3 protein-coding genes (1 of these 3 cut by a window edge) are annotated in these 21,937 nt (G+C 69.3%); all 3 read right to left on the reverse strand.

What is annotated here, in order from left to right:
• Tightly spaced (each overlapping or abutting the next), the 3 genes in view from ACWV14_RS36205 to ACWV14_RS36215 form a layout consistent with a single transcriptional unit that may run on beyond the window.
• Complete coding sequence (locus tag ACWV14_RS36205; RefSeq protein WP_454908649.1) at positions 1-11,190, reverse strand: amino acid adenylation domain-containing protein; 11,190 nt, start codon at positions 11,188-11,190, stop codon at positions 1-3.
• A complete protein-coding gene (locus ACWV14_RS36210) occupies positions 11,191-17,772 on the reverse strand; it encodes an amino acid adenylation domain-containing protein (RefSeq protein ID WP_454908650.1) in 6,582 nt (2,193 codons plus the stop codon).
• Positions 17,769-21,937, reverse strand: partial view of an amino acid adenylation domain-containing protein gene (locus tag ACWV14_RS36215; protein ID WP_454908651.1) — the 3' portion only. It continues 3,652 nt past the right edge of the window; the window shows 4,169 of its 7,821 coding nt (coding positions 3,653-7,821); its start codon lies off the right edge, out of view — the gene reads right to left on this strand; it ends in the stop codon at positions 17,769-17,771. Before ACWV14_RS36215 ends, ACWV14_RS36210 begins: the two co-directional genes overlap by 4 nt.

Genomic DNA, 21,937 nt, shown 5'->3' on the forward strand with positions numbered 1-21,937 from the left:
TTACGCTGCTGCAGCAGCAGTACTGCCGGCCTCGCCGACTGCGACGCAGTGCCGCACCACTTCCTCGAGTTGCGCACGGTAGCTCTGCGCCAGCCCCTCGATGGTCGATGCCCGGAACATCTCCTGGCTGTAGACCCAACTGACGGAGAGCGTGCCGTCGAACACCTGGCCGATGATCTCGATCCAGTTCGGCAATGGGCCGCTCGGGTCCCGTTCCGCCCCCGCGGATTCGCCACTGGCCGGCGAGAACGCCGATTCGCCACCGAAGGTCTGGTCGAACTGCCCCAGGTAGTTGAAGGTGATGCGCGGCTCGACCGCCGCCAGCGATGCGCGCACGCCCTCGTCGGCATGCAGGTAGCGCAGCGCGCCGAAGCCCACGCCCTTGTTGGGCACCGCGCGCAACGCGACACTTACCTGGCGGATCGAATGCGCCACGCCCAGTTCGCCCGTCGGGTCACCACCCGCCAGTCGAACCGGATAGGCGCTGGTGAACCAGCCCACGGTACGGCTCAGGTCGAGGTCGGCGACGTCGCCCTCGCGCCCGTGGCCTTCCAGCGTGATGAGCGTCCCGGAGCGCCGCGTCCAGCCCGCGATCGTTCGCGACAGCGCGGCCAGCAGCAGGTCGTCGATACCGGTGCCGTAGGCCGCGGGCGCGACGCGCAGCAGGTCTTGCGTGGTCTGCCGGTCGAACCGCAGGTGCGCCACCGCACGGTCGCTGAAGCGTGCCGGCACTCGCGGTTCGTCGCGCGGAATGTCCTCGCCGCCCGCCAGTTGTCGCTGCCAGTAGGGCAGCTCCGCCGCCAGCGCCTGCGAGAGCGCCCAATGCTGCATGTGCAGCGCCCAGGCCTTGTACGCCGCCGTCTTCGCGGGAAGCACGGGCTCGCCGGGCTGCGCCAGCTGGTCATAGAGCGACTGCAGGTCTTCCAGCAGAACGCGCCACGATACGCCGTCGATGTTCAGGTGATGCACCACGATCAGCAGCCGCGCGCTTCCGTCGGCGTGGCGCATGCAGGCCACGCGCCAGACCGGCCCGGCGGCAAGGTCGAGGCTGCGCTGTGCCAGTTCGGCTTCGCGCTCGATGTCCCCGGGGCTGGCAACATCGCGCAGCCAAAGGACTTCGTCCGCGCCTTGCCTCGGTTGCGCGGTGTCGTCCGCCGCGTCGTAGGCCTGCACCCATGTGCCGTCTGCACGGCGGGTATATCGCATGCGCAGCGCGTCGTGATGCCGTTGCAGCAGGTCGACGGCGCGGCGCAGGTGCACCTCGTCCAGCCAGGTCTCGCTGCGCAGCAACACCGATTGGTTGAAGTGGTGGCGCGAAGGAATCTCCTGCGCGAAGAACCACCGCTGGATGGGCAGCAGCGGCAGCGTGCCCTCCGCTTCCACCTGAATTTTCGGCTGCGCTCGCGCCGTGTTCAGCGGCGCCTGGTCTTGTTGTGACATGAGCGCCTCGATGGTCTGGTGTCGGATCAGGTCACGCAGCCGCAGCTCCAGGCCCAGCTTCGCGTTGCGCACACGCGAAATCACCTGCAGGCTGAGGATGGAGTCGCCCCCCAGCTCGAAGAAGTTGTCGCAGATTCCTACGCGCTCGACGCCCAGCACCTGCTGCCAGATGGCGGCCAATTGCCGCTCGACGTCGTTGCGCGGCGCCCGGAAGGCGCCCTCGGCCTCGAAGGCCGGCTCCGGCAGTGCGGCGCGGTCGAGCTTGCCGCTGATGAGCCTCGGGAGTTTTTGCAGCACCATCACGCGCGCCGGCACCATGTACTCTGGCAGGCGCTCGGCCAGTTGCGCACGGATGCGCTGCGCGAGCGCCTCTGGCGCCGCACCATCCGCGTCGACGACATAAGCGACCAGCTGTCGACCCGACGCGCTCTCGCGCGGCACCACGGCGGCGTCGCCCACGCCTGCCACCTCGCGCACGCGTGCCTCGACCTCGCCCAGCTCGATGCGAAAGCCCCGGATCTTCACTTGGTGGTCTGCCCGGCCGATGTACTCGATGTTGCCGTCTTCCAACCAGCGCACCAGGTCGCCGGTGCGGTACAGGCGACCGCCCGCGCCGTCGAACGGGTCGGCGACGAATCGCTCCGCTGTGAGGGCCTGGCGCCACAGGTAGCCGCGTGCCAGGCCGTAGCCGCCGATGTACAGCTCGCCAGTCACGCCGTGTGGCACCGGTTGCATGTCGGCGTCCAGCACGTGGGCGGTACGTTCGCCCACGGGCCGCCCGATGGGCGCATAGGCGCAGTCGAAGGTCCGGGAGGCGTCGGCTTTCCAGATCAGCGGTGTCACCACGGTCTCGGTCGGGCCGTATCCGTTGATGAGGATGCGTGGCTTGAGCGTGCGGCATACCTTGTCGTACGACGCCTTCGGCATCGCCTCGCCGCCGAACACGTAAAGCTCCACCGGCGGTGCGTCATCGCGCAGGCTCGCCCAGTCGGCGATCTGCCCGAGGTAGGCCGGCGGAAAGGCCGCGTTGGTCACGCCGTAGCGGTGCAGCGCCTGGTAGGTCTGCTCCGCGGTCCACAGCTCGTTGTCGCGCAGTGCCAGGCCGGCGCCGACGCACAGCGGCGTGAGCCAGCGCTCGTGCGCACCGTCGAAAGAGAACGACATGAAGTGCAGTTCGCACGATTGCGGCTTCATGCCGTAGATCCGGGCGGTGGCCAGGCAATGCATCGACAGTGGCCCGTGAGTCACGGCTACGCCCTTGGGCATGCCGGTCGAGCCCGAGGTGTAGATCACGTATGCCAGGCTGTCGGCATGCACCGGCATGCGCGGGTCATGCGTGGCCGAGGCGCTTAGCTTCAGGTCTTCCAACACGGCGAGCGGAAGCTCGGGCAGGCCCCGGAGTCTCGGCAGCACCGCGCGATGCGTGAGCAGCAGCGCCATGCCGCTGTCGCGCACCATGAAGGCCAGCCGATCTGCCGGATAGCCCGGGTCGAGCGGCACGTAGGCGCCGCCCGCCTTGAGCACCGCCAGCAAGCTGACGATGCTGTCGAGCGAACGCTCGAGGGCCACGCCCACCAGCGTGTCGGGCCCCACGCCGCGGGCGATCAGATGATGCGCCAGGCGGTTGGCTCGTGCGTTCAGCGCGGCATAACTCAGTTCGTCGTCGCCGCACAGCAAGGCAATCGCCTCGCCGTGCTGCGCTGCCTGCTGCTCGATGAGCCTGTGCACCGCGACGTGAGGCGCGGCGCCCTGCACGGCCTCGTTGCGGCCGAGCGCCAGGAGGGCCGCATGCGCCTGTTCGTCGAGCCATGGCAGCTCACCGACCGGCCGGCGCGCATCGGCGGCCAGCTGCGCCAGCAGATGTTCCATCTGCCGGCGCAGGCCGGCAGCGAAGGCGTCGTCGAAATCGCGGCGACCATAGCAATACTCGATCTCCAGCGTGTCGTCGAGCACCACCTGCAAGTCCATTGCGTAACCGGTGAGCCCGCCCACGGTCGTGTCTCCGAACTGCGGTCCGTAGCGGCCCAGATCGCGCATGGCGCGGTCGATGGGCGCATTCTCGAACACGATGATGCTGTCGAACAGTGGCCGGCCGGCCGAGCCGGTCCAGCGCTGGATGTCCGCAAGCGCGGCGTGTTCGTACTCGCGCAGCCGCAGGTTGGTGCCTTGCACATCGCGCAGATACTCACCCACCGTGTGCCCCGCCTGTTTCGAAAGTGGCACGGGAATCGTGTTGATGAACAGGCCCATCATGTCCTGCGCGCCTTGCAGCGCGGTCGGCCGCCCGGCCACAGTGGCGCCGAACACCACGTGGTCGCGGCCGGTCTGGCGCTGCAGCAACAGCCCCCAGGCGGCCTGCACCAGCGTATTCACCGTCACGCGCTCGCGCTGCGCGAAGGCCAGCAGCGCCGCGGTGCGCGCGCTGTCCAGCCGGGTGTAGATCTTTTCGAAGCCGTCGCGAGCCGGATCGCTCCGGCACGCCTCGGCCAGCAACGTGGGGCCGTCCTGTGCGGCCAGGGCCTGCGTCCAGAAGGTCTCGGCGGCCTTCGCGTCCTGCTGCTGCAGCCAGCGCACGTAGTCGCCGTACACCGGTGGCGTCGCATCCAGGGCCTCCCCGGCATAGGTGCGCAGCCATTCGCCCATGAGGCGCGAGTCGGTCCACCCGTCGGACAGGATGTGATGGCGCGTCCAGACCAGCTGGTAGCGGTCGTCCTCCAACTGGATCAACGCCACGCGCGACAGCGGCGGGCGCAGCCAGTCGATGGGCGCGGCCAGCGCCTGTTCCTCGTAGGCGGCCAGCCGTTGCGCCGCGTCTGCGGCACCCGCGCTGCGCCAATCGAACTGCTCCACCTCCGACGCCACCTGCCGGAACACCAACTGCAGCGGCCGCGCCATGCCGTCTCGCCAGAGGAAGCCGGTGCGCAGCATGGCATGGCGCTCGACCATCGCCCTCCATGCCTGCGCGAAGCGCTGCGGCTTGATCTGCCGCACTTCCACACTCAGCTGGTTGACGTAGAGGCCCGAGCCGGCGGAGGCCATCGAATGCAGGAGCATGCCCTCCTGCGTGGGGGCGAGCGGATAAACGTCCTCGATCTGCGCCGCATCCAGGTTCAGTGAGTCGATGATGCCTGCGTCCAGGAAGTCCTGGAGCCGGCCGCGCGGCATCGTCATGTGCGGCGCGCCGTGCGGCGGCACATTGGCCATGGGCTCGGCCAACGCGGCGAGGCGCTCGACGGTCTGTTGCTCGAACATCTGGCGCGGCGTGATCGTCCAGCCGGCCGCGCGCATGCGCGCGACGATCTGCAGGCTCAGGATGGAATCGCCGCCGAGTTCGAAGAAGTTGTCAGCGCGGCCCACGCGTTCGACGCCGAGCACCTCGGCCCAGATGGCCGCGAGCTGCGTTTCGGCTTCGCCTTGCGGGGCTTCGTAGGCGCCGGTCGCACCCAGCTCCGGCTTCGGCAGCGCCTTGCGGTCGATCTTGCCGTTGGCGTTCAGCGGCAATGCATCGAGCACCACCAGTGCCGAAGGGATCATGTAGTCGGGCAGCGCCGTGCCCAGGCGGGCCTTCAGTTCCGCCGGCTCCAGATGCCGGCCAACCCGCGGCGCGACGTACCCCACCAGCCGCGCACCGCCCGGCCCCTCGTCCGCGATGACCACCGCCTCGCGCACCTCGGGCTGCGCCAGCAACTGCGCCTCGATCTCCCCCAGCTCGATGCGGAAGCCCCGGATCTTCACCTGGTGGTCGATGCGCCCCAGGTACTCCAACTGGCCGTCTTCGCGCCAGCGCACCAGGTCGCCCGTGCGGTACAGCCGCTCGCCCGTGCCGCTGAACGGATCGGCTACGAAGCGCTCCGACGTGAGCCCGCTCTTGTCCAGATAGCCACGCGCCAGGCCGATGCCGCCCAGGTACAGCTCCCCACCCACGCCCTGCGGCACGAGGTTCAGGCCCGCATCCAGCACATAGGTCTTCGTGTCCGAGATCGGACGACCGATCGCCACATGGTTGCGCCCGTCCGCCTGGCAGGTCCAGTGCGTGACGTCGATGGCCGCTTCGGTCGGGCCATAGAGGTTGTACAAGCCCGCGCCCGGCAGGCGCTCGAACACCCTGGCCTGTGCTTCGGCGGGCAATGCCTCGCCGCTGCACACGATGCGCTTCAAGCTCGTGCAGGCCTCGATGCCCTCGTGGGCCACGAACGCCTGCAGCATCGAGGGCACGAAGTGGATGGTGGTGACATGGTGCCGGCGAATCAGTTCGACCAGCTTCGCGGGCTCACGGTGATCGCCCGGCTGTGCGACGACAAGCCTTGCACCCTGCATCAGCGGCCAGAAGAACTCCCACACCGAGACGTCGAAGCTGAAGGGTGTCTTCTGCAGCACCGTATCTGCCTCACCCAGCGAATACGCGTCCTGCATCCAGGCCAGGCGGTTGTACAGAGAGCGGTGGCGATTCGCCGCCCCCTTGGGCCGGCCGGTGGAGCCGGAGGTGTAGATCACATAGGCCAGGTTGTCGCCGTCCAAGGCCACCGAAGGGTTGTCGCGGCGCCCGGGAACATCCAGCGTATCGAGCGTGAGCAGCCGCACGTGCGCCGTGGCCGGCAAGGCGTCCATCAGATGCACCTGCGTCAGCAGCAGCTTCACGCCGCTGTCCTCCAGCATGTAGGCGATGCGCTCGTGCGGGTACTCGGGGTCGATGGGCACATAGGCGCCACCGGCCTTCATGATCGCCAGCAGACCCACCACCATCTCCACGCTGCGTTCCACCGCAATGCCCACGGGCATGTCGGGCTTCACGCCCAGGCCGATCAAGTGGTGCGCCAGTGCGTTCGCCTTGGCGTTGAGTTCGCCATAGGCCAGCGACCGGTGGCCGAACACCAGCGCCACCGCGTCGGGCGCGCGCGCCGCCTGCGCTTCGATCAGCCGGTGCACGGGTGCTTCATATGCCGCCTGCCGCGCATTCACGCCCCACTGCGACAACGCGGCACGCTCGGGTTCGACCAGCATGTCGATGTCGCATGCCGCCACGGGCCGGCCGTCCAGCGCTTGCACGATGCCGCGCACCGCTGCGTGCATGAAGCCGGCCATGCGCCCGGCATCGACCGATGGCGCCACCTGCACCGCCAGCTCGAAGCCTTCGGCCTGGTCGTTCACGTTCAGCGTGAACGGGTAGTTGGTGCGTTCCGCCGCCTCCAATGCGTCCATGCCCAGCCAGGTGCTGGCGTGCGCGTCGCCTTCGCGGCGCGCGCTGTGGCGGTAGTTCAGGATGGCCGAGAACAGCGGCGTCGCGCCCGGCAGCCCGCTGCAGCGCTGCGCCAGCGACAGCGGCGCGTGCTCGTGATGCAGCAGGCCGGTGAGCGCGGCATGCGTCTGCCGCAGGCAGCTTCCGATGTCGCGCGTGCCGAGCCGCACACGGATCGGCAGCGTGTTGATGAACATGCCGAGCGCGCGGTGCGCTTCTTCGCCGCCCTGCATGCGGCCGAACAGCACCGTGCCGAACACCACGTCGTCGCGGCCCGTGGTCTGCCCGAGCACCAGCGCCCATGCGAGGTGGAAGAGCGTGGCCGCGCTCACTCCGCCGCGCTGCGCGCAGGCGCGCACCTGCTGCGACAGCGTGGCGTCGAGCAGCAAGCGCGACTCGGTCGCGCGCTCCCTGGACAACCGAACCTCGCTCAGGCCGAACGGCGCGGTCGGTTCGTCGACATTGCCCAGCATCTGGCGGAAGAAGGCTTCGTGTTCGCCCGGCGGCGTGCCCAGCCGCGCCTGCGCCACGTAGCGGCGAAACGGCACCGGCTGGGGCAGCTCCGCCTGGCGACCCTGCAGCACGAGCGCGATCTCCTCGATCAGCAACTCTTCGGAGGTGTGGTCCAGCGCCAGGTGGTGGCTGGGCAGCTGCAGCAGCCAGCGGCCGTTTGCCGCGTCGTGCGCGGCCACGGCGCGGATCATCGGCGCGCGGCGCACGTCGATCCGGTAGCGGCTGCTGTCGACATGCGCGTTGAGTTGCGCGGCGACGTCTCCGGCTTCGGTGCCTTCGGCCAGCGCCAGCCATTCGAGCTGCAGCGGCGCCTTGCGGCACACCACCTGCACCGGGTTCAGCAAGCCCTCCCACATCACCGCGGTACGCAGGATGTCGTGGCGCGCGATGACCTGATCGAGGCTGCGGGTGAACTGGTGCAGCCGCGCCTCGCTGTCGAAGCTCAGCAGCAGGGTCGTGACGTACGAGTCGCCCTCGGTCTGCATCAGGTGATGGAACAGGATGCCCTCTTGCAGGGGCGCGAGCGGATAGATGTCCTGGATGTTGCGCGCGCCGCCCGGCACGGCCGCCTCGATGGCGCGGATCTGCGCTTCGCTCAGGTCGACCAGCGTCAGCATCGCGGGATCGATGGCGTCGCAGCCTTGCGCCGGAATGCCGTTGGCTGGCACCACGACCTGGTGCCTTGTCTGCGCGGCTCCCTTGTCCATCGCGGCCACGAACTCGCCCAGCCTCGGGTGCTGGAACAGCGTGCGCACTTCCACCGCCCAGCCCTGGCGGCGCATGCGCTCCAGCAGCTGGATTGCCAGCAGCGAGTGGCCACCGAGCTCGAAGAAGCTGTCGGCGCGGCCCACGCGTTCGACGCCGAGCACCTCGGCCCAGATGGCCGCGAGCTGCGTTTCGGCTTCGCCTTGCGGGGCTTCGTAGGCGCCGGTCGCACCCAGCTCCGGCTTCGGCAGCGCCTTGCGGTCGATCTTGCCGTTGGCGTTCAGTGGCAATGCCTCGAGCATCACCAATGTCGAAGGAATCATGTAGTCGGGCAGCGCCGTGCCGAGACGCGTCTTCAGTTCCGCCGGCTCCAGATGCCGGCCGACCCGCGGCGCGACATAGCCCACCAGCCGCGCGCCACCCGGCCCCTCGTCCGCGATGACCACCGCCTCGCGCACCTCGGGCTGCGCCAGCAACTGCGCCTCGATCTCCCCCAGCTCGATGCGGAAGCCCCGGATCTTCACCTGGTAGTCGATGCGCCCCAGGTACTCCAACTGCCCGTCTTCGCGCCAGCGCACCAGGTCGCCCGTGCGGTAAAGCCGTTCGCCCGTGCCGCTGAACGGATCGGCCACGAAGCGCTCCGAACTCAGCGCCGCGCGGTTCAGGTAGCCGCGCGCCAACCCCGCGCCGGCCACGTACAGCTCGCCTGGCACACCTGCCGGAAGCAGCTGGAGTTCCCCGTCGAGCACTCGCATTCCCAGGTCGGGAATGGCCACGCCCACCGGACTGCGCTGGCCTTCGTCGAGGTCCGCGCGCGTGATCGGCCGGTACGTGACGTGCACCGTGGTCTCGGTGATGCCGTACATGTTGACCAGCCGCGGCTGGTCGTCGCCGAAGCGTTCGATCCAAGGGCGCAGGCTCTCGGGCTCCAGCGCCTCTCCCCCGAAGATCACGCAGCGCAGCGGCAGGCGACCGGTGGCTGCGAGTGCCGGCGTGTGGATCAGCTGCCGGAAAGCCGAAGGCGTCTGGTTGAGCACGGTGACGCGTTCATGCGCCAGCAGCGCGACGAAATCGTCCGGCGAGCGGCTCACCCAGTACGGCACCACCACCAGCCGGCCGCCCGTGCAGAGCGCACCGAAGATCTCCCATACCGAGAAGTCGAACGCATACGAATGGAACAGCGTCCAGGTGTCGTCCGCGCTGAAGCGGAACCACGGCTGCGTCGCATCCAGCAGCCGCGTGACGTTGCGGTGGCACAGTTGCGCGCCCTTGGGCCGCCCGGTCGAGCCCGAGGTGTAGATCACGTAGGCCAGGTGGTCGGCATGCGCCAGCACCCGCGGGTCGTGCGCCGGCATCGCGGCAGTCTCCCCGGCGTCGATCTCGATGACCTGCACGCCGTCCCCGGTCACGATTTTCTGCCGCACGTGCGCCTGCGTCAGCAGCCAGCCGATGCCGCTGTCTTCCACCATGTAGGCAAGCCGGTCCTGCGGATAGTCGGGGTCCAGCGGCACATAGGCGCCGCCCGCCTTCAGGATGGCCAGCAGCCCCACCACCATGTCGATGGAACGCTCGGCGGCGATGCCCACGCGCGCCTCGGGCACCACGCCGGCCGCGATCAGCCGGTGCGCCAGCCGGTTGGCGCGGGTGTTCAGTTCGCCATAGCTCAGGCGCTCGCCGCCCGATACCAGCGCCACCGCATCCGCCCGTTCGTGCGCATGCCGCTCGATGCGCCCGTGGATGGTCGCGGCCTCGACGGTCGCGTCGATCCGTGCGGCCTGGCCCCAGGCCAGCAGTTGCGCGCGTTCGGCCTCGCCCAGCAGCGCGAAGCGGCCGACCGCCTGTTCCGGTTGCTCGGCCAAGGCGCGCAAGGCCGCCACGTACTGCGCGGCAAAGCGCGCCATCGTCGCCGGCTCGAACAGTTCGGCGGCATAGGTCAGCACCACACCCACCTGCCCTTGCGCGTCTTCGGTGGTGTCGAGCGTGAGCTCGAACTGCGCCGCCTGCGCCCCCAGCTCATGGCTGTGCAAGGACAAGCCGGGGAGCGAATCCAGCGCCTGCGCACCCTTGTGCTGGTGGTTGTGCACCACCTGGAACAGCGGGCTCTGGCCCAGGTTGCGTTCGGGTTGCAGCGCTTCGACCAACTGCTCGAAGGGCAAGTCCTGATGTGCCTGGGCGCCTTGCACCGCCGACCTCGCCGCCTCGAGCAGGCTGGCCATCGGCATGCGCGCGTCCATCACGCTGCGCAGAACCTGCGTGTTGACGAAGAAGCCGACCAGCCCTTCGGTCTCGGGCCGGTGCCGGTTGGCGATGGGCACGCCCACGCGAATGTCGGACTGTCCCGTCTGGCGGAACAGCACAGCCTGGAAGCCGGCCAGAAGCGCCATGAAGAGCGTGGCGCCCTGCCCCTGCGCGCGCTTGCGCAGGCCCTGCGCCACGTCCACCGGAAGTTCGAGCCTGAAGGTGGCGGCCAGGTAGCGGCCGTCGGCGCGGCGCGCATGGTCGGCCGGCAACTGCAGCACCGGGTGCCGCGCGCCGAGCTGCGCCTTCCAGTAGGCCAGCTGGCGCTCCTTCTCGCCGGCTTCCATCCAGTTGCGCTGCCAGGCGGCATAGTCGGGGTACTGGATCGGCAGTGGCGGCAGTTCCACCAGTGTGGCGCCAAGGTGCGCGGCGTACAGCTGCGCGAACTCGCTCACCAGCACCTGCATGGACCAGCCGTCAGACACGATGTGGTGCATCACGAGCACCAGCACGTGCCGGTGCGCGTCGAGGCGGATCACCGCCACGCGCAGCAGCGGTCCGGCCGTGAGGTCGAAGGGGCGTTGCGTCACATGCAGCGCGGCCTCGCCGGCCAGGCTCTCGAGATCGCCGGATGCCGCGTCCAGCTCGATCAGCGGAATGTCCAGCGGCATGCGCGGCAATACCACCTGGCGCGCCAGGCCGTCGGGGCCGGCCTTGAACACGGTGCGCAGCGCGGCATGGCGCGCCACGAGCGCGCCGAAGGCCTCGCGCAGCGCGCCGATGTCCAGTGCACCTTCCAGCCGCAGCGCACCGGTGATGTGATACGCCGTGCTGGCAGGGTCGAACCTCCAGAGGAACCATTGCCGGTCCTGCGCGTAGGACGCGGCGGCACCTTCTTGCCCGTTTCCCCCTTCGGCTTGTTCCGCCGCGGGGAGCGGCACGATCGGGAACATGGAGAAGTCCAGCCCCTGCGCCTTCAGCACCTTGAGAAAGCCCTGCTGCTTGTCGGCCGGCAGGCGCGCGAAGCGCTCCGCGATGTCACGTTTGTTCTGTTTCATTCAGTTTTCCCAGGCTTCAAGCAATGCGCTCATGCGCGCCATGTCCTGCGCGTCGTCGGTGGTGCTCGCTTCGCGCTGCGCACCGATGGCCGCGGCGAGCTCGAGCAGCGTCGGGTTCTCGAAGAAGATGCGCAGGGCGAGTTGCAGGGCGAATTCGTCCTGCACCTTGCGCTGCACCTGCAGCAGGGCCAGCGAGTGGCCCCCCAGCTCGAAGAAGTTGTCGTGGCGGCCTACGCGCGCTGCGCCAAGCACCTCGGCCCAGAGCCCGGCGACGAACCCCTCCACCTCGCCCTGCGGCGCCTCGTGGGGCCGCCCGCCCGCTTCGCCCGGCTCGGGCAGCGCGTGGCGGTCGACCTTGCCGTTGGCGTTCAACGGCAGGCTGTCGAGGAACACCACGGCACCGGGCACCGCGTGCTCGGGCAGCGCCTGCCGCAGGCGCTGGCGCAGGGCGGCCGCATCGATGTCGGCGCCGGGCTGCAGCGATACATAAGCCGCGAGCCACGCGCCCGCCGGGCCGTCCTTCGCCACTACCAGCGCCTCGCGCGTCTCGGGCTGCGCCAGCAGTTGTGCCTCCACCTCGCCAAGCTCGATGCGAAAGCCGCGCACCTTCACCTGGTGGTCGAGCCGGCCGAGGTACTCGAGCTGGCCATCGGCGCCCCATCGCACGAGGTCGCCGGTGCGGTATAGCCTCGCGCCGTATCCCGTGCCGAACGGGTCGGCAACGAAGCGCTCGGACGTCAGGCCAGCGCGCCGCAGGTAGCCGCGCGCCAGGCCTTCGCCGCCCAGGTACAGCTCGCCGGCCGCGCCCACCGGCACGCGGTTCAGGTCGTCGTCCAGCACGTAGGCGGTGCGCTCGCCGACCAGCCGGCCGATGGGCATGTAGGCCGCGTCGAAGCGCGTGCCCGCGAAGGCCTTGGCGATCGTCGGCGTGATGACGGTTTCCGTCGGGCCGTAGCCGTTGATGATGCGCGGCGGCTTGAAGACGGCCTGCACGCGATCGAAGGTGGCGCGCGGCATCGCCTCGCCGCCGACCGTGTACGAGCGGATGGGCAGTCGGCAGCCCGCCTCGCCGAGCACGTCGACCATCTGCGCGAGGTAGGTCGGCGTGAAGCAGGCCATGGTGATGCCGTGCCGCGCAATTTCTGCGGCGGTGCGCTCCACCGGCCAGATGTCGTTGTCCCGCGGCATCAATGCCGCACCGAAGGCCAGCGGCACCCAGGTGCGTTCGTGCGCGCCGTCGAAGGCGATGGAGGCGAACTGCAGCTCGCGGTCGGCCGGCGTCATCTCGTAGGCTTCGCCGATGGTCTGCACATGCATCGAAAGCGGGCCGTGCGCCACCGCCACGCCCTTGGGCCGGCCGGTGGAGCCCGAGGTGTAGATCACATAGGCAAGGTTGCCGGCATGCAGCGGCACGCAAGGATCGTGGGCCGCCCCGGCGGACAGGTCGCACGCGTCCAGCGCGAGCACCGGCAGCCCCGCGGGCAGGGGCATGTGCGCCGCGACGTGGCTCTGCGACAGCAGCAAAGCGATGCCGCTGTCTTCCATCAGGTAGGCCAGCCGGTCGGTGGGATAGTTCGGGTCCAGCGGCACATACGCGCCGCCGGACTTGAGGATGCCCAGCAGGCCGACCACCATGTCCAGCGAACGATCCAGCGCAATGCCGATGCGGGTTTCGGGCCGCGCGCCCAGCGCGATCAGCCGGTGCGCGAGGCGGTTGGCTCGCTGGTCGAGTTCGGTGAAGCTCATCCTGCGTTCGCCCGAGATCAGTGCCGTGGCGTCGGGCCGCTCGCGGGCCTGGCGCTCGACGAGCTGGTGCACCAGCAAGGGCGAAGTTGCCCGCGCATCGCTGCCGCCCCAGGCGTGGAGCAACCGCGCGTCGCTCTCGCCCAGCACGTCGAGCGCGCGCAGCGGCTGCGCGCAGCCCGCGGCCAGCGCCTGCGCGAGCGCGCGCACCGCCGCGTTCATCAGTTCGCAGACCCGCGCGGCGCCGATCGCCTCGTCCACCTGGGCGACCAGCTCGAAGCCCGAGCCCATGTCGTTGACCGACAGGCCGAACGGGAAGTTCGAGCTCTCGCGGGAGTCGAGCATCTGCATGCCTTCCAGCGCGTCGGCGCCGTGTGCGGCCTGCGCATCCTTCTGCGTGCCTGCGTTCGTACCGTGCCGATAGTTGAGCAGCGCGGTGAACAGCGGCGCGCCATTGGGCAGCGCGCTGCAGCGCTGCGCCAGCGACAGGCTGGCGTGCTCGTGGTGCAGCAACTCGGTCAACGCCTGGTGCGTTTCGCGCAGGCACTGTGCGGCGCTGCGCGCACCGGGCCGCACCCGCAGCGGCAAGGTGTTGATGAACATGCCTACGCCGCGGCTGGCGTCCTCGCCGGCCTGCATGCGGCCGAACAGCACGGTGCCGAACACCACGTCGTCGCGCCCGGTGATGCGCGCCAGCACCAGCCCCCAGGCCAGATGGAACAGCGCGGCGGCACTCACGCCCTGGCGCTGCACCTGGCTGCGGACCTGACGCGCGAGGCCGGCATCGAGCAGCAGTTTCGACTCCGCCATGCGGTGGCCGTCGCCTTGCACGTCCAGCAGGCCGAAGGGCGCGGTGGGCTCGCTCACATCGCCCAGCACGCGCCGGAAGTAGGCCTCGTGCTCGGCGGGCGTCACGCCGCGCAAGGCCTGCGCGACGAACCGGCGGAAAGGCACGGGCGCTGCCAGCCGGTGCGCCCGGCCTTGCAAAACGGCACCGATCTCTTCGATCAGCACTTCCTTGGACGTATGGTCGAGCGCCAGATGGTGGCTGGGCAGCTGCAACAGCCAGCGACCAGTGGGCGTGTCGTGAGCGGCCAGCGCGCGCAGCAACGGTGCGCGGCGCACGTCGATGCGGTAGTGCCCGGCCTCGAGGCCGGACGCGTCGTCCTGCCACTCGACAGCCAGCGCTGCGTGCCGGTGCACCACCTGCACGGGCTCCGGCAGTGCCTCCCACAGCACCGCGGTGCGCAGGATGTCGTGGCGCGCGATGACCTGGTTCAGTCCGTCGATGAAGCGCATGAGCCGCTCGCGCGTATCGAAGGCCAGCAGCAGGGAGGTGACGTACACATCGCCCTCGGCCTGCATCAGGTGGTGGAACAGGATGCCCTCTTGCAGCGGCGCGAGCGGATAGATGTCCTGGATGTTGCGCGCGCCGCCCGGCACGGCCGCCTCGATGGCGCGGATCTGCGCTTCGCTCAGGTCGACCAGCGTCAGCATCGCGGGATCGATGGCGTCGCAGCCTTGCGCCGGAATGCCGTTGGCTGGCACCACAACCTGGTGCCTTATCTGCGCGGCGCCCTTGTCCATCGCGGCCACGAACTCGCCCAGCCTCGGGTGCTGGAACAGCGTGCGCACTTCCACCGCCCAGCCCTGGCGGCGCATGCGCTCCAGCAGCTGGATGGCCAGCAGCGAGTGGCCGCCGAGCTCGAAGAAGCTGTCGGTGCGGCCCACGCGTTGCGCACCGAGCACCTCGGCCCAGATGGCCGCGAGCTGCGTTTCGGCTTCGCCTTGCGGGGCTTCGTAGGCGCCGGTCGCACCCAGCTCCGGCTTCGGCAGCGCCTTGCGGTCGATCTTGCCGTTGGCGTTCAGCGGCAATGCATCGAGCATCACCAATGCCGAAGGAATCATGTAGTCGGGCAGCGCCGTGCCGAGACGCGTCTTCAGTTCCGCCGGCTCCAGATGCCGGCCAACCTGCGGCGCGACATAGCCCACCAGCCGCGCACCGCCCGGCCCCTCGTCCGCGATGACCACCGCCTCGCGCACCTCGGGCTGCGCCAGCAACTGCGCCTCGATCTCCCCCAGCTCGATGCGGAAGCCCCGGATCTTCACCTGGTGGTCGATGCGTCCGAGGTATTCCAGCTGCCCGTCTTCGCGCCAGCGCACCAGGTCGCCCGTGCGGTACAGCCGTTCGCCCGTGCCGCTGAACGGATCGGCGACGAAGCGCTCCGACGTCAACGCGGCCTTGGCAAGGTACCCCCGGGCCAGGCCGGTGCCGCCCAGGTACAGCTCGCCTGGCAACCCCGGCGCCGCGAGGTTCAGCCCGTCGTCCAGCACATAGGTCTTGGTGCCCGCGATCGGACGACCGATCGCCACATGGTTGCGCCCGTCCGCCTGGCAGGTCCAGTGCGTGACGTCGATGGCCGCTTCGGTCGGGCCATAGAGGTTGTACAGGCCCGCGCCCGGCAGGCGCTCGAACACCCTGGCCTGTGCTTCGGCGGGCAATGCTTCTCCGCTGCACACGATGCGCTTCAAGCTCGTGCAGGCCTCGATGCCTTCGTGGGCCACGAAGGCCTGCAGCATCGAGGGCACGAAGTGGATGGTCGTCACCTCATGCCGGCGGATGAGCTCGACCAGCTTGCCCGGTTCGCGGTGGTCGCCCGGCTGTGCGACGACAAGCCTTGCACCCTGAATCAGCGGCCAGAAGAACTCCCACACCGACACGTCGAAGCTGAACGGTGTCTTCTGCAGGACGGTGTCGGCTTCACCGAGCGAATACGCATCCTGCATCCAGGCCAGGCGGTTGAACAGCGACCGGTGGCGGTTGGCCGCCCCCTTGGGCCGGCCGGTGGAGCCGGAGGTGTAGATCACATAGGCCAGGTTGTCGCCGTCCAAGGCCACCGAAGGGTTGTCGCGGCGCCCGGGAACATCCAGCGTATCGAGCGTGAGCAGCCGCACGTGCGCCGTGGCCGGCAAGGCGTCCATCAGATGCGCCTGCGTCAGCAGCAGCTTCACGCCGCTGTCCTCCAGCATGTAGGCGATGCGCTCGTGCGGGTACTCGGGGTCGATGGGCACATAGGCGCCACCGGCCTTCATGATCGCCAGCAGACCCACCACCATCTCCACGCTGCGTTCCACCGCGATGCCCACGGGCATGTCGGGCTTCACGCCCAGGCCGATCAAGTGGTGCGCCAGTGCGTTCGCCTTGGCGTTGAGTTCGCCATAGGCCAGCGACCGGTGGCCGAACACCAGCGCCACCGCGTCGGGCGCGCGCGCTGCCTGCGCTTCGATCAGCCGGTGCACGGGTGCTTCATATGCCGCCTGCCGCGCATTCACGCCCCACTGCGACAACGCGGCACGCTCGGGTTCGCCCAGCACGTCGATGTCGCATGCCGCCCCCCCGGGGTCTTCTGCCAGCGCCCGCAGCACCGCCACGTAGTGCGCACCCATGCGGGCCATCGTGGCCGGCTCGAACAACTCGGCCGCGTAGGTGAACACCACCTGCACGCCGCCTTGCGCGTCTTCCGAGGTGTCGAGCATCAGCTCGAACTGCGCGGCCTGCGCCTCGACCTCGTAGGCCCGCATCTGGAGACCCGGCAAAGCGGCCGGCTCCTGCGTGCCATCGCGCTGGTGGTTGTGCGCCACCTGGAACAACGGGCTCTGCCCGACATTGCGCTCCGGTTGCAGCGCCTCCACCAGCTGCTCGAACGGCAAGTCCTGATGAGCCTGCGCGCCCAGCACGGCATCGCGCGCGGCGGCCAGCACCTGTGCCAGCGGCGTGCGGCCAGTCATCACGCTGCGCAGCACCTGCGTGTTGACGAAGAAGCCCACGACCCCCTCGGTCTCGACGCGGTGGCGGTTGGCGATCGGCACGCCCACGCGAATGTCGGCCTGCGCCGTGTGCCGGTGCAGCAGCACCTGGAAGCCCGCCAGCAACGCCATGAACAATGTCGAACCTTCCGACGCGGCACGCCGCCCCAGCGCCAGACCCAGGCCCGGCGGCAGCACGAAGCGGTGCCGTGCGATACGGTAGCGCCCGTCGGCGCGGCGCGGGTGGTCGGTGGGCAACTGCAGCACCGGTTGCTCGCGGCCCAACCGCTCCGTCCAGTAGCCGAGCTGGTGTTCGGCTTCGCCGGCTTCGAGCCATTGCCGTTGCCATACCGCGTAGTCGGCGTACTGCACGGGCAGTTCCGGCAGTTCGGGGGCCTGCCCCTGGCTGAACGCGCGGTAGTGCGACCAGAACTCGTCCACGCAAAGCTGCATCGACCAGCCGTCCGACACGATGTGGTGCATCACAACCACCAGCACATGCGCGTCGCCTGCCAGGTGGATGAGCGACACGCGCAGCAGCGGCCCCGTGGCAAGGTCGAAGGGTGTGCCGCAGGCACGCCGGGTTTCCTCGCGCGTCGCGGCTTCGGCGTCGCCCGCCGACAGGCCGCTCAGGTCCGCCGTGTGTACCTCGAACGTACTGCCGTCCCCTATGCATTGCTCGCCCTGCCCCTCCTCGCTGGTGCGAAACACCGTGCGCAGCGACTCGTGCCGCCGCACCAGCGCCGCAAAGCTGGCGCGCAGCGCCTGTTCGTCGAGCCGGCCCTCCAGCCGCAGCGCGCCGACGACGTGGTAGGCGGTGTCGTCGGGTGCCAGCTTCCACAGGAACCACTGGCGCGACTGCGCGTAGGAGAGCGGATAACGCCCCGCCGGCGCGGCCTCGCGGCGCAGGATCGGGAACTGGCCCATGGCCATTCCTTCGGCGCGGATCTTCCGGTACGCCGCGCGCCGCTGCTCCGGTGCAAGCCGGGAAAAGCGCTCGGCAATACGCCGCACATTCGAATCGGTCGTCACATCGTCTCCAGACTGTCGATGAAGGAATCAATCTCGGACAGCGCGTGCCCGGCGCTCGCCTGCTGGCCGCGTCCGTCGAGCAGAGCCGCCAGCCCGGCGAGCACCGGCGCCTGGAATGCGTCGACCACGCTCAGTTGGCGTTGCATGGCGGCCTGCACGCGCGCCACCATCTGCATGGCCAGCAGCGAGTGGCCGCCGAGTTCGAAGAAGTTGTCGTTCCGTCCCACGCGTTGCGCGCCGAGCACTTCGGCCCAGATCGCGGCGAGCTGCGTTTCCAGCGCACCTTTTGGTGCCTCGAAGGCTTCGCCGCTGTGCCACTGCGGCACCGGCAGCGCCTTGCGGTCGATCTTGCCGTTCGCATTCAGCGGCAGTGCATCGAGCACCACCAGTGCAGAGGGCACCATGTAGTCGGGCAGCGCGGACGCGAGACGCACGCGCAAGGCATCCGCATCGAGGCTGGCGGGCGACACATACGCGACCAGGCGCGCGCCGCCAGGGCTGTCGTGCGCCACGACAATGGCCTCCCTCACGCCAGGCTGAGCCAGCAGCAGCGCCTCGATCTCGCCCAGTTCGATGCGGAAGCCCCGGATCTTCAGCTGATGGTCGATGCGTCCCAGGTACTCCAGCTGGCCGTCCTCGCGCCAGCGCACCAGGTCTCCCGTGCGGTAAAGGCGCTCGCCCTTGTCGCCGAAGGGGTCCGCGACGAAGCGCTCCGAAGTGAGGCCCGCGCGGTTCAGGTAGCCGCGCGCGAGCATCGAACCGCCGATGCACAGTTCACCGGCTACGCCATCCGGAACAAGCTGCATGCTGGCGTCGACTACGTGCAAGGCACGGCCCGGCAACGGGCCGCCGATGGGCATCTGCCTCGGCAATGGCAGTTCTCCGGCGACATAGGGGGCGCAATCGAGCACCGAGGCCGTCACCGTCGCTTCGGTCGGGCCATAGGTGTTCAGCAGCTTGACATGCCCCAGGCCCGCGTCGCGCCAGGCATTGATGCCCTCCGGTGGCATGGCCTCGCCACCGGCATGCACCTGCCGCAGCGCACCCCAGTCGCGCGGGTGCTGCCGGGAATGATCCTGCGCCATCAGCAGCCAGTAGGCCGTGGTGAGGTCAGCCACTGTGATTCGCTGGCCGACGATCTCGCGGTGCAGCCGCGCGCTGTCCCACAGATCGGGGCCTCGCAGCACCACCGAGGCGCCCGCCGCCAGTGGGGGAAAGGTCTGCTCGACAAATCCGTCGAAGTTCAGCGTGGAAAACTGCAGCATGCGCTCCGACGGCGCCAGCCCGAAGAAGCCGATGGACGCCCGCACGTGCGCCGACAGCGCATGGTGCGCGATACCCACGCCCTTGGGCCTGCCGGTGGAGCCCGAGGTGTAGATCACATAGGCAAGGTTTTCGCCGTGCAACGCCACATCGGGGTTGTGCTGCGGCTCGCGGCTGGTGTCGAGGGCGTCGATCTCCAGCAGTGCCATTGAACCGGGGAGCGCGAACCTGGACTTCAGCGTGCTTTGCGTGAGCAGCAGCGCCATTCCGCTGTCCTGCACCATGTGGTCGAGCCGTTCGGCCGGATAGTCCGGATCGAGCGGCACGTAGGTGCCGCCGGCCTTCAGCACGGCAAGCAGCGCCACGACCATGCCGATGCCGCGTTCCAGTGCAATGCCGACCCTCACGTCCGGTTCCACGCCCGAAGCAATGAGCCGGTGCGCGAGCCGGTTGGCCTGCAGGTTCAGCGCCGCGTAGCTCAGCACGTGCTCGCCGCACAGCAGCGCGGGCGCTTCCGGCTGCGCCTCGGCCCGGCGCTCGATCAGGCGGTGCACCGGTGCCGGGGCCGGCCATTTCGGATCGTTGGCGGCGCGCAGGGCCAGGCGCTGTTTCTGCTCCGCGCCGAGGAGGTCCAGTTCGCCCAGCGGCCGCAGGGGGTGCGACAGGCTCTCGGCCAGTGCCTCGACGACGTGCTCCATGCAGGAGACCAGCATGTCGATGCACGCGGCGTCGAAGCGGTCGCGCGCATAGGCAAAGCCCAGCATGAGCTTTTCCGCCTGCTGCTGTACGGTCAGCGTCAGCGGGTAGTGCGTTTCTTCGCGCTGGGTCACGCGCTCGAAGTGCAAGCCACCCGGTGCGGCCTGCTTCAGCGCCTCGTCGATCGGGTAGTTCTCGAACACCAGGATGCTGTCGAAGAGCGCCTGGCCGCCTTGCCCGGCCCAGCGCTGTATGTCGTACAGCGGTGTGTACTCGTGCTCGCGGGCGTCCAGATTGCGTGCCTGCAGCGCGCGCATCCATTCGCTCGCCGAGCACCCGGGCAACGGCGTCGCGATGACCGGCAGGGTGTTGATGAACAGGCCGAGCATCTGTTCGGCGCCCGGCAGTTCCAAGGGACGGCCCGCCACCGTGGCGCCGAAGACCACCGTGCGCTGCCCCGTCACGCGGGACAGCACCAACGCCCAGGCGGACTGCATGAGGGTGTTGAGCGTCACATGCCCGCGACGTGCCGCGTCCTGCAGGTGGCGCACGCGTTGCGTACCGAACGAGAGGCTGCGGTGGCCCTGCCCCTGCTCTTGATCCGGCTTCCGTTCCTGACCACGGTCCGCCGCGCGTGGCAGCACGTCGGCCAGCAGCGTGGGCGCGTCCAGCGGCGCGAGTTGCTCGCGCCAGAAGGCTTCGCTCAGGCGGTCATCGCGCACCGACAACCATGCGATGTAGTCGCGGTAGCGGGCCGGTGCAGCCCGTGCCGAGTCCGGCTGGCCAGCGTAGCGCCTGAGCACTTCGCCCATCAGCCGGGAACTGCTCCAGCCGTCCAGCAGCAGGTGATGCGCGGTCCAGAGGAAGTGATGGGTGTCTTCGTGCGTGCGCACGAGCACCAGGCGCATGAGCGGTGGTGTGGCCAGGTCGAACCCGGCTGCCCACTCGGCATCGGCCATCGCGTCGAGAGCCTGCGGCAGATCGGCGAGGCCGCGCCAGTCGTGCTGCGCGAGCGGCAGCGCGGGACGGCGTGCCACCCACTGCATTGGCGCATCGCCCTGGAAGAAGCCGGAGCGCAACACCTCGTGGCAGTCGAGCGCAGCTTGCCAGGCAAGCAGGAAACGGCGTGCGTCCAGTCCCCGGATGTCGACCCGCAACTGATTCACGTAGCTGCCCCCGGCCGGATCGAGCAGGCTGTGGAATAGCATGCCCTGCTGCATCGGCGAGAGCGGGTACAGGTCGTCGAGTTCTGCCGCCTCCAGCGGCAGCGCATCGAGTTGCTGCTGCGTGAGCGCGGCGAGCGGAAAGTCCGAAGGCGTCACGCCACGCGCGCCGCCGGTGCAATGGGCAATGAGGCTTTCCAGCTCCTGCTGGAACCGCTTGGCCCAGCGCTGCACCGTTTCACGCTCATGACGCGCCCGGCTGTAACCAACGCTCAGGCGGAGCTCTCCGTCCTGGACTTGGCCATTGACCGAGAAGGCATGCGAGAGTGGTGCAGCCTCGTCCGTAGACGCACCGGGCGACTCCCCCGCCAGCTGCCAGAGCCCCTGCGCATCCAGGCTACCGTCGAGTTGGCCGAGGTAGTTGAAAATCACCTGCGCCCTGGGCAGCGCCGCAAGCGCGCGGCGCTGGCCGTCATTGCCCATGTGCTTGAGCACGCCGTGGCCGATGCCGCGGCCAGGGACGCGCCGCAGTTCTTCTTTCACACGGCGCAGCGCGTCGCCTGGGGTGCCGAGCGGGTCGAGCAGCACCGGGAACAGGCTGGAGAACCAGCCAACGGTGCGCGAAAGGTCGAGCTGCACGAAGAGGTCTTCGCGTCCATGGCCCTCCACATCGACCAGCACGCGCTCGTGCCCGCTCCAGTCGCACAGTGCGCGGCCGAGCGCCGTCAGCAGCACATCGTTGACCCGGGTACGGTAGGCGGCAGGTACGTCCTTGAGCAGCGCCTGGGTGTGCTCGCGGTCCAGCCGCAGCTCGACGAACTCTCGCGTCGCCCCCGTGTTGGCGCCGTGCGGGTGGTCGCATGGCAAGGTGACCGGGGCGTCGGCCAGCGCCTGCCAATAGGGAAGTTCGGCGTCGAGCGACGCGGCGCGCGCCTGCAATGCCAGTGCCCAGTCCTGGAAGCTGCTGCTCTTGGCGGGAAACGACGGCAGCCGGCCTTCAAGACACTGCGCATAGGCGAGCTGCAAGTCCTGGAGCAGCACAC

This window comes from Variovorax durovernensis, assembly GCF_977011995.1.